Here is a 12,031-nt window from a genome sequence, read left to right as displayed (position 1 = left end):
ATACGCAGAAAGAGCCGGAAGTATTCATTTCCGGCCCATTCTGCTCCCTATGCACAGGGAATTTCAAATATAAAATTTAGAATACAGGGACAACCGCACCCTCATAGGTACTTTCCATAAATGATTTTACCTCATCACTCGTAAGCGCCTCAATGAGAGCCTTTGTTTTTGGACTTTCCTCTTCACCCGCTCTTACGGCGATCACGTTTCCGTAGGTCTGGGCTGCCAGAGATTCCGCGTCCTCTGTTGCCAAAGCGTCGCTTACCTTTAAGCCCGCCTCGATGGCATAGTTTCCGTTGATAACTGCCACATCGCCGTCCTGTAAGGAACGGGGAAGCTGGGCTGCCTCGATCTCTACAATATCAAGGTTCTTTGGATTTTCTACAATATCATTTTTCGTTGCTTCCAGACCTGCATCCTCCTTTAAGGTGATCAGACCCTGGGCCTCTAAAAGAAGAAGGGCTCTTGCCTCATTTGTCAGGTCATTTGGAACAAGAACGGTTCCCTTTTCCGGAATCGCGTCTAAAGAAGCGCTCTTTCCTGCATAGATACCAAAGGGCTCATAGTGGATCACCGCCACACCGGAAAGCTCTGTGCCGTTCTGGGCATTAAAGGAATCCAGATAAGGCTGGTGCTGGAAATAGTTTGCATCCAGATCACCGGAATCCAGCGCATTGTTCGGAAGCACATAATCTGTGTACTCTACAATCTTTAAGTCATAGCCTTTAGAAGCCAAAACCTCTCTGGCAGCCTCCAGAATCTCCGCATGGGGGGCAGGGCTTGCGCCTACGGTCAGCTCTTCCAGTTTTTCAGGGCTCTCTTTCTTCTCCTGTCCTGCATCGGCTTTGCTTTCCTGCTTTTCTGCCGCTGCTGTTGTCTCCTCGGCCGGTTTGGAGCAGCCGGTTAACAGGGATGCAGCTAATGCTGCTGCGATTACTGCTGTTTCTAATGTCTTTCTTTTCATAATAGTTCCTCCTCTTTTCAGGCCCAGGGCCCTGATATGTATTCTGCGGTTTTTAAGCCGCTTAAGATCCGTTTTACCGGATCCTCTTATCGCTCTTTCTTGATATGCGCATAAATACTTCCTGAATAATCTGTACGATCACTACAAGAAGGGCTACTGTAATGAGCATCATCTCTGTCTCATATCTGTGGTAACCGTAACGGATGGCAATATCTCCCAGACCGCCTGCACCTACCGTACCTGCCATGGCAGAGTAGCCGATGATCGTTGTAATGGAAATGGCAGCCCCCACTAAAAGGGATGGCTTGGCCTCTGGAAGAAGCACCTTCCATATAATCTGTCCCGCAGACGCGCCCATGGACTTGGCTGCCTCGATCACTCCTGCGTCAACCTCCTTTAAAGAGGACTCCACCATACGGCTGATGTAAGGAAACGCGGAAATCACCAGAGGCACTACCGCTGCATTGGGTCCGATGATCTTTCCTACGATCATGCGGGTAAATGGGATGACCATTACAAGAAGGATGATGAAGGGAATGGAGCGAAGGAGATTGATCACAACGCCAAGCACCTTGTTAAACAACGGAAAGGGACTGATTCCATCCCTGTCTGTGACTACAAGGGCAATTCCCACGGGAATACCGATCACATAGGATAAAAATGAGGAAAGTGAAACCATGTATATGGTTTCCCAAATTCCTTTTAAAAGCATATCGATCGTTGTCTGATCAAAGGTCATCTCTAGTGCACCTCCTCAAATGTTACTCCGGCTGTTCTCAGATAATTGCAGATCCGGTCTGCATCCACGGTATCCTCAGGAAGCTGCAGAAGCATCTGCCCCATAGCCTTTCCCTCGATATCTCTGGTATCCGCATGCATGATATTCACCGGGGCCTTGCAGGCCAGGATCATATTTGCGATGATCGGCTCAGAGGATTCCCGTCCGTCAAAGATCACACGGATCATACGGGAACCGCCGAAATTCTTTGTCTGATCAGAGGTATCTCCTAAAATCAGCTGGCGTCCAATATCAGATTTGGGACCGGAAAAGATATCCGATACCTTGCCCGACTCTGCAATATGGCTGTGGTCGATGATCGCCACCCGGTCGCAGATGGCCTCAATGACTGCCATCTCATGAGTGATCATGATCACTGTGATCCCCATTTCCCGGTTAATCTTTTTTAGCAGCTCCAAAATGGACTTTGTCGTATTGGGATCCAGGGCGCTTGTTGCCTCATCACACAATAAAACCCTGGGATTGGTTGCCATGGCTCTTGCGATGGCAACTCTCTGCTTCTGTCCGCCGGAAAGCTGGGCCGGATATGCGTTCATCCTCTCTTCCAGTCCGACCAGCTTTAACAGCTCCTTTGCCCGCTCTTTTGCCTGTCTGCTGTCCATATGGGCAATCTCCATAGGGAAGCACACGTTCTGCAGCACATTTCTCTGGGCCAGCAGATTAAACTGCTGAAAGATCATTCCCATGGACTGTCTTGCCAGACGCTTTTCCTTTTCCTTCATGGCGGAAAGATTTTTTCCCTCAAAGATTACCCGGCCGGAGGTAGGTTCCTCCAGATAGTTGATACAGCGCACCAGGGTACTCTTTCCTGCTCCGGAAAGACCGATGATACCAAAAATCTCTCCCCGGCGGATTTCCAGATTGATGTCATCTAAAGCAGTCACGGTCCCGTTTGACGTGGCAAACTGTTTGCCCAGACCTTCCAGGCGTATGATGGCCTCTTCTTTATTCTGATCCATTTCTTCATTCCTTTCTCTAATCCTTCCCCTGTTTCCCATCCTCCGGCTAAGAAACAAAACGGGGCCGCAGTCCTGCACGGACCTGCAACCCCGAATGATACGTTCTCCAAAATATATTGATATCATGATTCCAAATCCATACAGATCGTTTCCCATTCAGTTTTCAAAGCACGCGGATACACAGCACATGTACATGCTGTTCATCATATCCATATTCTGCATGGCTTTGAACTGATTCATGAAAATCCTCCTGCCTGGACTGGTAATCATTTCCTATAATACTGCTAGGAATAATGTCAGTTTTAAAGATACCGCACTTATACCGGTTTGTCAAGAATTTTTTCCTGCCATCCGGCTCTGAAAGGCAATTAGGCAATTAACAGCACAGATCTACGATTACCTGAGCAAAAATCTTTGCACTGGTAAGAAGCTCGTCAATCACTGCAAATTCGTCGGCTCCGTGCATCTTATTGTCGGTACCTGGCATGGAAGCGCCGAAGGCAACTCCATTTTCCAGATGATGCACATAGGTTCCGCCTCCTGTGGACTCACAATGTCCCTCTAATCCGGTATACTCCTCATAGGCCTTTAAAAGTGTCTTTACAAAATGGGAGTTTCCGTCTACATGGTGAGGCGCTGTCATATGGTCTGCCTGTAAGGTAAGGCCTTCCTCTGCCATACGGGCGCGGATCACATTTAAGCTGTTCTCCTCCGTAGCACACAGACAGGCACGACAGTCAAACGCTCCCTTCAGGTGGTCTTTATCCAGGGTGAGCATATCAAATGCCAGGGTCAGAGGACCGGAAAGTTCATCCTCCATGGCGATTCCTACAGCCTTTCCTCTGGTATCACCATGAGGGAAGAGGGTTACAAGGCTCTTTACTGCCTGAAGCTGAGGGCAGTCTGCCAGCGGCAGGCTTACCAGATAGGATAACAGGCCTGTAAGAGCATTATTTCCCTCATCCGGAGTGGATGCATGAGCGCCCTTTCCTTCAACAGTAATCTGGATTCCGTCCTCCGTCTCTCCAAAGCTGAAGGAAAGTCCCGTCTGCTCTTCAACCGCAGCCGCAGCCTGAGTGAGAACCTCTGCTTCAAGACCTGCCACTACGGCCTTTGCCTTGCCGGGAACTACATTTACCTTAATGCCAGCGTCAATGGAAACAATCTTTGGCAGAGCCTCAGAAACTTCAAAGGAAGCAGAAAAGCCCCCTGGGATGCGTCCCTTTTCAATATTGATCACAGGGAAGGAGGCATCCGGTGAAAATGTCATGGGTGCTTCCTTCTCACGCTTATAGTACACCTCGATATCGCTGCTTCCGCACTCCTCATCGGTTCCCAAAATCAGGCGCACATTTTTCTTTACAGGGATGCCAAGCTCCTTTATAGCACGCATGGCATAAAGAGCAGCCACTGCCGGCCCCTTGTCATCTGCCGTACCGCGGCCATACAGCTTTCCATCCTTTTCCACAGGCTCAAAGGGCTCTGTAACGGTCCAGCCCTCTCCTGCGGGAACCACATCCAGATGTGCCAGGATATCCAGCTGGCGCTCCTTATCATTTAAATCAGCTGTTCCCACATAGTTATCATAATTGGTAATGGAAAAACCATAATCCTCCATCATAGCCAGAGCAGCGTGAAGGGCATCAAATGCGCCGTCGCCATAAGGCTTTCCCTCGGTATAGGGCATTTTCTCACTGTTAATCCGGCAGAGCTTGCAGATATCGTCAATCATCTCCTGCCTGTGGGAATCGATAAATCCCTCTATTTCTTTTCTGTACATATTGTCCTCCTTTTGCCGCCCTTTTTGTATGGGCACTTATTTACTTAAACATACCTGCCAATGTTTCGTTTACAACCTTTCCGTCTGCCTTTCCCTTCACTCTGGGCATCAGAACCTTCATGATCGCACCCTTATCCTTGGGAGAGGGCGCATCGATCCCCAGCTCTGCAAGAACCTCTGCGATCACCTGGCGGATCTGATCCACACTCATATCCTCCGGAGCAAATTCCTTATATACAGCCAGTCTCTGGGCAGCTTCGCTGCGGATATCTTCACGGTCTGCAGGAGCCAGGTCATACGTCTCCTGTGTCTGCTTGATTTCCTTTTTGACAACTGCATTTTCCTCGGCCTCAGTCAGGGGCTCTCTCTTGTCGATCTCCGCATTTTTAAGAGCGGAAAGCAGCATGGAAAGGGACTCCTTTCTTGCCTTATCCTTTGCCTTCATGGCCTGTACCATAGCGGCTCTTACTACTTCTACCTTTGACATCTCTAAAACCTCCTTTATCTATGAGGGCACAGCAGCCGGACAGGAAACCTGTCTGCTAATTGGTGCCGAACTCGCTTAATTTAAGACCCGGATTGCGGTCTAATACCATACCTACGCTCCAGCTGTTGATAAATAAAAGCAGCGGATTTCCCTTTAAGTCGCAGATGCGCTTCATGTCGGAGGTTCCCATCAGACGAGCCACATCCACCTCCTGAGGATTCTCCACCCAGCGGATATGCTCATAAGGCAGTTTTTCCAGGATAACCTCTACATTGTATTCGCTCTGCAGACGGTAGGTTAATACCTCAAACTGAAGTACGCCTACTACGCCTACGATGATCTCTTCCATACCTGTGTTAAATTCCTGGAAGATCTGGATCGCACCCTCCTGGGCAATCTGGTTGATCCCCTTGATAAACTGCTTGCGCTTCATGGTATCCACCTGGCGCACTCTTGCAAAATGCTCCGGCGCAAAGGTCGGGATCCCCTCAAATTCAAATTTTTCATTGGATGTGCACAGCGTATCTCCAATAGAGAAAATACCCGGATCAAATACGCCGATAATATCGCCCGCATACGCCTCTTCCACGATCTTACGATCCTGTGCCATAAGCTGCTGAGGCTGTGTTAAGCGGATCTTTTTTCCGCCCTGAACGTGGTTCACTTCCATGCCTGCCTCGAACTTTCCGGAGCAGATACGCATAAAAGCGATCCTGTCTCTGTGGGCCTTGTTCATATTTGCCTGGATTTTAAAGACAAAGGCGGAAAAGTCCTTGCGGAATGGATCGATCTCTCCTGTAAGGGACTTTCTTGGCAGGGGAGAGGTGGTCATTTTCAGGAAATGCTCCAAAAAGGTCTCCACACCGAAATTCGTAAGGGCAGAACCGAAAAATACAGGAGAAAGATCTCCCCTCTGCACCCGGTCCATATCCAGCTCATCGCTGGCGCCGTCCAAAAGCTCAATGTCGTCCATCAGCTGCTGGTAATAAATGGGGCCGATGACGGATTCTGCCTCCGGGCTTTCTGCCTCAAATTCCCTGGTTGCAACCTCCTTTGCGCCTCCCATGGCAGCGGTAAAAGTGGAGATTTTCTTTGTAAAGCGGTCGTAAACACCCTTGAAATTCTTTCCGCACCCGATGGGCCAGTTCACCGGACAGGTGCGGATGCCCAGCACGTCCTCGATCTCATCTAAAAGCTCATAGGGATCTCTGGCCTCACGGTCAAATTTGTTAATAAATGTAAAAATCGGAATGTGGCGCATGACGCAGACCTTAAAAAGCTTAATGGTCTGGGCCTCTACACCCTTGGAACCGTCGATTACCATGACGGCGGAATCGGCAGCCATGAGGGTACGGTAGGTATCCTCTGAGAAATCCTGATGTCCCGGCGTGTCCAGGATGTTGATGCAGAATCCGTCATAATTAAACTGCATGGCGGAAGAGGTAACGGAAATACCTCTCTCCTTCTCGATATCCATCCAGTCGGAAACTGCATGCTTTGCCGCCTTGCGGCCCTTTACCGTACCTGCCAGATTGATGGCGCCTCCGTAAAGAAGGAATTTCTCTGTCAGTGTGGTTTTACCTGCATCGGGGTGGGAAATAATGGCAAAGGTTCTGCGCTTTTTTATTTGTTCTATCATCTGATCATCTGTCTGTGACAATGGTCTTATCCTCCGTTCCTGCTGATTGCGTCCCTTAAAGGGGCGGGATGTTTTTCTTTGAAAAATGGCTGCTTACTCCTGTTTTTGGCGAGGCCCAGGATTCAAAATCCTCCTGCAGGCAAGCCTGCGTCGGATTTCAACCTTTTTCCCCCTGGTATCCTACCTATTTTATTATGATTAAAGGGTAAAGTCAAGACGGTTCCTGATCTCGTCCAGCAGGCAGTGGGCTACCTCCTGTTTTGTCATCTTGGGAAGTTCTGTCTGGCCCTCTCTGGTGATCAGGGTCACTACGTTGGTATCGGTACCAAAGCCCGCTCCCTCTGTTTTTAGGTTGTTCGCCACGATCATATCAATCTTCTTGCGTTCCAGCTTTGCTCTTGAATTTGCCAGAAGATCCCTTGTTTCCATGGAAAAACCGCAGAGGAACTGGCCTTCCCTCCGATGGGCGCCCAGCCAGCCTAAAATATCATCCGTGCGTTCCAGTTCAATCTTCATGTCGCCTTCGGATTTTTTAATCTTATCCTCTGCCTGATGGGCGGGACGGTAATCTGCCACTGCTGCTGCCTTGATAATGATATCCTGCTCTTTCGCCGCCCCTGTAACTGCCTCATACATCTGTTTTGCGCTCTCTGCCGGTACGGTTTTCACAAACAGAGGCGGTTTTATGGATACGGGGCCTGTGACAAGGGTCACATCTGCTCCGCGGTATGCAGCCGCCTCTGCAATGGCATACCCCATTTTCCCGGTGGAATGATTCGTAATATAGCGCACCGGATCAATGGCCTCTCTGGTAGGGCCTGCGGTAACAAGAATTTTCTTTCCCTTTAAGTCTTTGGGAGCAAGGGCGCATCGGATGTATTCCAGAAGGAGCTCCGGCTCCGGCATCTTTCCCGCCCCTGTATCGCCGCAGGCCAGATACCCCGTCGCCGGACGGATGACCTGGATGTGATAATGCTCCAGAACCTTTAAGTTATCCTGAAGGATTTCATTTTCATACATCCGCGTGTTCATGGCAGGCGAGACGATCTTCGGACAGGTGCAGGCCATAAAGGTAGTGGTCAGCATATCGTCTGCGATCCCGTGGGCCAGCTTTCCGATTACATTGGCAGAGGCCGGGGCCACCAAAAAGACGTCTGCCGTCTTTGCCAGTGATACATGCTCTACGCTGAATTCAAAATTCCGGTCAAAGGTGTCTACCAGACATTTATGGCCGGTCAGTGTCTCAAAGGTAATGGGATTGATAAAATTCACAGCATTTTTCGTCATAAGCACATGGACGCTTGCTCCCTGCTTTACCAGGGCGCTGGCCAGGTTTGCGATCTTATAGGCAGCAATGCTGCCCGTAACTCCAAGGAGTATGGTTTTTCCTTTTAACATACGCTTCCTCCGGTTGTCTTTCCGTTTTTTCTATGTTACAATCATAGCACAATTTTTCTTTGATGGAAATACCATCCGCAGAAAGGAGTCTTCTATATGATTTTAGCCATTGATATGGGAAATACAAATACCGTGATCGGCGGAATTGATGAGACAAAGACATATTTTATCGAGCGGGTCACCACGGACCAGAACCGCACGGATACAGAATATGCAGTTACAATTAAAAATGTTCTGGAAATGCATGAAATCCATCCCTCTGCCATTGAGGGTGCGATCCTCTCCTCTGTGGTCCCTCCCTTAAATTCCACGATCCTGAGGGCGGTAGAAAAGGTTGTGGGGATCCGTCCGCTTTTAGTCGGCCCCGGCATCAAAACAGGCATCAATATTCTCATGGATAATCCCAAAACGCTGGGCAGCGATCTGATCGTAGATGTAGCTGCTGCCATCCACGAGCACCCCCTTCCCCTGGTAGTGATCGACATGGGTACCGCTACTACCATGAGCGTGGCGGATAAACATGGAAATTACATCGGAGGCGTGATCCTTCCGGGTCTGCGTGTATCCTTAAACTCCTTAAGCGGAAAAACCGCCCAGCTTCCCTACATCAGTCTTGAAGTTCCGGATAAAGTCATCGGAAAGAATACCATTGACTGCATGAGAGCAGGCATTATCTTCAGCAATGTAGATATGATCGACGGCCTCTTAGACCGGATGGAAAAAGAGCTTGGCGAAGCTCCCACCGTCATCGCTACCGGCGGTCTGGCCCGTTTTATCACGCCTCTGTGCAGACATACGATCATTTACGATGACGCCCTTTTATTAAAGGGACTTTTAATCCTCTACCGAAAAAATACACAGTAGAAACCGGGCCGCAGTTTTTTGCAAATCAGCAAAAGCTGCGGCTGTTTTTATTTGTATCTGCCTCTTCTTTGCTGCGATTCCCATTTTCTGGATAGAAAAAAAAGTATAAAACCGTCCGTATCCGTCCATCATTCTCTTATAGCCGGAATGGAAATACGAAAAGCTTTCCGTGCATAACACAACCAAACGGAGGTACGGACCATGTCATGCTATAAGGTTGAAATCTGCGGCGTCAACACTGCCAAACTGCCGCTTCTGAGCAATGAAGAAAAAGAGCACTTATTCTCCCGGATCCTGAAAGGGGATATGGATGCAAGAGAAGAATATATCAAAGGAAATCTGCGTCTGGTCTTAAGTGTAATCCAGCGTTTTGCCGGAAGCCAGGAAAATATCGATGATCTCTTTCAGATCGGCTGCATCGGCCTTATCAAAGCCATTGACAATTTCGATATTACCCAGAATGTAAAATTTTCCACCTATGCGGTACCCATGATCCTTGGCGAGGTACGCCGCTATCTGCGTGACAACAACTCCATCCGCGTCAGCCGCTCCCTCAGGGACACCGCATATAAAGCCCTCTATGCCAGAGAACAGCTCACCCGCCGTCACTCCAAAGAACCTTCTCTGATGGAAATTTCTCAGGAGATCGGTATTTCCGGAGAGGATATCACCTATGCCCTGGATGCCATCCAGACTCCGGTCAGTCTTTACGAGCCGGTATATACCGACGGCGGGGATCCGCTTTATGTCATGGATCAGATCAGCGATAAGAAAAATCTGGAAGAAAACTGGGTAGAGGACCTTTCCCTTGTAGAAGCCATGAAACGTCTGCCGGACCGGGAACGCCGCATCATCGATATGCGCTTTTTTGAAGGAAAAACCCAGACCGAAGTTGCAAAGGAAATCCATATCAGCCAGGCTCAGGTATCGCGGCTTGAAAAAAGCGCCTTAAAATCCATGCGCAGCTATCTGACCAGCTGATATCTCTCCAGATCCAGCAAGTCAAAACCTGTGACCTCTTGTGCCTGCCGCCCGAATATGATACACTGATTATACGTTTAACAGTCCCACATGGGATAATTCTAGGAAAGCGACAGAACACACAGCATATGGAACAGAATGAACGCAGATTTGCAGTATTGATCGACGCAGACAACGTATCTCCCAAATATATCAAATATATTCTGGATGAGGTATCCGATATCGGGATCGCCACCTATAAACGCATTTACGGCGACTGGACGGACAATGAAAAGCGGGCATGGAAAAATGTGCTCCTGGACTGGTCCGTAAACCCCATCCAGCAGTACAGCTACACCACCGGCAAAAATGCCACCGATTCCGCCATGATCATCGATGCCATGGATATCCTGTATTCGGGAAATGTAGACGGCTTCTGCCTGGTGTCCAGCGATTCGGACTTTACCAAACTGGCCCAGAGACTCAGAGAAGCCGGTATGTTTGTCATGGGCATCGGGGAGCAGAAAACCCCAAAGCCGTTCCGGGCAGCCTGCGATACGTTTAAGCTTCTGGAAATCATTTCTTCGGAAGATGCGGCAGAGACCGCTCCGATAAACAAAGGACGGGCAAATGCCCTTACAGCTTCCAAAACCGAGGTACCCTCGATTGACGAAATCCAGAAAACCATCACCGGTATTGACGAGATCCAGAAAGCCATTACAAAGCTTCTGATCGAAAACAACAGCCAGAATCAGCCTATCATCCTGGCACGGGTAGGAAATTTCCTCACCAAACGCTTCTCTGATTTTGATGTGCGCAATTACGGCTACTCCAAGCTTTCCACCTTCTTAGAAAGCTTAAATAACAGTGATTTTCAGGTGGTAAAGCTCCACGGAGGCTACTTTGTTCAGGAAAAATCCGCCTCCACCTCCAAGGCTGATATCGAAAAAGAGATCATCCGCCTGATCCAGAACAACAGGGGGCATGTGGATAATTTGAGCATCATCCACGAAGAGCTGAAAAAGAAATTCCCGGATTTTGATGTAAAGCAGTACGGCTTCAGCCGGATTTCCAGCTTTATCCGAAGCTTTGGAACCTTTAAGATCAAGGATAATATGGTTCAGCTGCGGTAGAGGTATCTGTATAGCATTTCATCAGATTATAAAAACACCCCGACTTAGATTGTACGTCTAAATCTTGGGTGTTTTCTTCTGCCTTATTATATTGAATCATTCCCGCTCTCAAAATAATCAAGACCATGCACCTGCACAATACCCAATGTTTCTTCTCTTGATCTTCTTGCTTCTTCCTGATCTCCATTTAATATGCTCTGATACATCTTTATATGAGTATCATCTTCTAATTTTGCAGGATATCCTGCTCTTTTACGATCATGAGTACGTTTATACAATAACTGTTTAATATGATCTCTTACCAGTTCCTGCACCACCTGATAAACGGCCACATAGAGATGGTTATGGCTGATTTTAATTATTTCATAGTGAAAAGCTAAATCTGCATCTACAAGATTTTCCAAATATTCCCTATTGTCAATGTCTTTATTATATATGTCTGTTGCATTATAATAGGAGTCCAGACATTCCTTTAATTTTTTCAAATCCTCGTCGTTGGCATTCAAATGCGCCAAACGCATACTTTCCCCTTCCAGCAGATTGCGAAGCTGTACTACATCCTGATATCGATCTTTGTCATGATAAACAGCTGCAAGTTCACTGAAGAATGGTTTTGGTGAAAATTTAGTGACAAATGACCCCTCTCCTACCCTCGTTTCGATCAATCCCAAGGTACTGAGTTTTTGCAATGCCATACGCACACTAAGACGATTAACCTCAAATTCATCTGCAAGCTCACTCTCTGATGGAATCTTATCTCCCACATTCCATACATGATCTAAAATATTCTGTTTAATAGCTTCGCTCACCTGATCTACCACTGAAATCCGATGGATAGCCTTTGCCTTTTTTACTCTTTTTATATCACCCATATATAAAGTCACCTTTCTTTTCATCTTTCTCACCTTGCTTGTATCGTATCGAAATTTAGATAAAATGTCAATAAATTCGCATACTTTCCGCTTCAAAACAATTTAACCGAAAGAGGCAGAGCCATTTTGGGGTAACGGCTCTGCCTCTCATACTTTATCAACAATATATCATTACA

At 47.8% G+C, this 12,031-nt stretch carries 11 protein-coding genes; 3 read left to right on the top strand and 8 right to left on the bottom strand.

Annotated elements, in window-relative coordinates; translation table 11 throughout:
• Positions 1–76 precede the first annotated feature (76 nt).
• From BN3656_RS09930 to coaBC, 7 genes are all read right to left on the bottom strand, one after another.
• The gene (locus BN3656_RS09930; protein ID WP_066547400.1) at positions 77–964 is read right to left on the bottom strand and encodes a MetQ/NlpA family ABC transporter substrate-binding protein; all 888 of its coding nucleotides are present in this window, start codon (positions 962–964) and stop codon (positions 77–79) included.
• Positions 965–1,037: 73 nt separating this feature from the next.
• Positions 1,038–1,703 (bottom strand): methionine ABC transporter permease, encoded by a 666-nt coding sequence (locus tag BN3656_RS09925; protein ID WP_066547397.1) that lies wholly within the window; start codon positions 1,701–1,703, stop codon positions 1,038–1,040.
• A gap of 2 nt (positions 1,704–1,705) precedes the next feature.
• Positions 1,706–2,722: an ATP-binding cassette domain-containing protein gene (locus BN3656_RS09920; protein ID WP_066550684.1), complete on the bottom strand. Its 1,017-nt coding sequence runs from the start codon at positions 2,720–2,722 to the stop codon at positions 1,706–1,708.
• Positions 2,723–3,098: 376 nt separating this feature from the next.
• Positions 3,099–4,502 (bottom strand): Sapep family Mn(2+)-dependent dipeptidase, encoded by a 1,404-nt coding sequence (locus tag BN3656_RS09915; RefSeq protein ID WP_066547390.1) that lies wholly within the window; start codon positions 4,500–4,502, stop codon positions 3,099–3,101.
• A gap of 40 nt (positions 4,503–4,542) precedes the next feature.
• Positions 4,543–4,989: a GatB/YqeY domain-containing protein gene (locus tag BN3656_RS09910; protein ID WP_066547384.1), complete on the bottom strand. Its 447-nt coding sequence runs from the start codon at positions 4,987–4,989 to the stop codon at positions 4,543–4,545.
• A gap of 55 nt (positions 4,990–5,044) precedes the next feature.
• Complete coding sequence (locus BN3656_RS09905; RefSeq protein WP_066547382.1) at positions 5,045–6,649, bottom strand: peptide chain release factor 3; 1,605 nt, start codon at positions 6,647–6,649, stop codon at positions 5,045–5,047.
• Positions 6,650–6,826: 177 nt separating this feature from the next.
• Positions 6,827–8,026, bottom strand: a complete 1,200-nt coding sequence (gene coaBC, locus BN3656_RS09900) for a bifunctional phosphopantothenoylcysteine decarboxylase/phosphopantothenate--cysteine ligase CoaBC (protein ID WP_066547380.1) — start codon at positions 8,024–8,026, stop codon at positions 6,827–6,829.
• Between the two features lie 96 nt (positions 8,027–8,122).
• On the opposite strand from coaBC, the gene BN3656_RS09895 reads away from it, so the two are divergent.
• The 3 genes from BN3656_RS09895 to BN3656_RS09885 all read left to right on the top strand — a co-directional run bounded on the left by BN3656_RS09895 (position 8,123) and on the right by BN3656_RS09885 (position 10,983).
• Positions 8,123–8,890 (top strand): type III pantothenate kinase, encoded by a 768-nt coding sequence (locus tag BN3656_RS09895; protein ID WP_066547377.1) that lies wholly within the window; start codon positions 8,123–8,125, stop codon positions 8,888–8,890.
• Between the two features lie 201 nt (positions 8,891–9,091).
• Entirely contained in the window at positions 9,092–9,871 is a 780-nt protein-coding gene (sigG, locus tag BN3656_RS09890) for an RNA polymerase sporulation sigma factor SigG (RefSeq protein WP_066547375.1), read from the top strand.
• A 128-nt stretch (positions 9,872–9,999) separates the two neighbouring features.
• Complete coding sequence (locus BN3656_RS09885; protein ID WP_066547373.1) at positions 10,000–10,983, top strand: NYN domain-containing protein; 984 nt, start codon at positions 10,000–10,002, stop codon at positions 10,981–10,983.
• Positions 10,984–11,069: 86 nt separating this feature from the next.
• Here BN3656_RS09885 and BN3656_RS09880 read toward each other — a convergent pair whose 3' ends face one another.
• Entirely contained in the window at positions 11,070–11,855 is a 786-nt protein-coding gene (locus tag BN3656_RS09880; RefSeq protein WP_066550681.1) for a GntR family transcriptional regulator, read from the bottom strand.
• Positions 11,856–12,031: the final 176 nt, after the last annotated feature.

Source organism: Clostridium sp. AT4, from assembly GCF_001517625.2.
In the GTDB taxonomy this organism is placed as follows: Bacteria; Bacillota; Clostridia; order Lachnospirales; family Lachnospiraceae; genus Enterocloster.
This window is presented reverse-complemented; position numbering and strand designations above follow the sequence as displayed.

Bases quoted from the DNA above. Each gene is read 5' to 3' on its own strand.
- sigG (WP_066547375.1), top strand. From the start codon at position 9,092: ATGTCATGCTATAAGGTTGAAATCTGCGGCGTCAACACTGCCAAACTG.
- BN3656_RS09915 (WP_066547390.1), bottom strand. From the start codon at position 4,502: ATGTACAGAAAAGAAATAGAGGGATTTATCGATTCCCACAGGCAGGAG.
- BN3656_RS09910 (WP_066547384.1), bottom strand. From the start codon at position 4,989: ATGTCAAAGGTAGAAGTAGTAAGAGCCGCTATGGTACAGGCCATGAAG.
- BN3656_RS09880 (WP_066550681.1), bottom strand. From the start codon at position 11,855: ATGGGTGATATAAAAAGAGTAAAAAAGGCAAAGGCTATCCATCGGATT.
- BN3656_RS09925 (WP_066547397.1), bottom strand. From the start codon at position 1,703: ATGACCTTTGATCAGACAACGATCGATATGCTTTTAAAAGGAATTTGG.
- BN3656_RS09930 (WP_066547400.1), bottom strand. From the start codon at position 964: ATGAAAAGAAAGACATTAGAAACAGCAGTAATCGCAGCAGCATTAGCT.
- BN3656_RS09895 (WP_066547377.1), top strand. From the start codon at position 8,123: ATGATTTTAGCCATTGATATGGGAAATACAAATACCGTGATCGGCGGA.
- BN3656_RS09920 (WP_066550684.1), bottom strand. From the start codon at position 2,722: ATGGATCAGAATAAAGAAGAGGCCATCATACGCCTGGAAGGTCTGGGC.
- BN3656_RS09885 (WP_066547373.1), top strand. From the start codon at position 10,000: ATGGAACAGAATGAACGCAGATTTGCAGTATTGATCGACGCAGACAAC.
- coaBC (WP_066547380.1), bottom strand. From the start codon at position 8,026: ATGTTAAAAGGAAAAACCATACTCCTTGGAGTTACGGGCAGCATTGCT.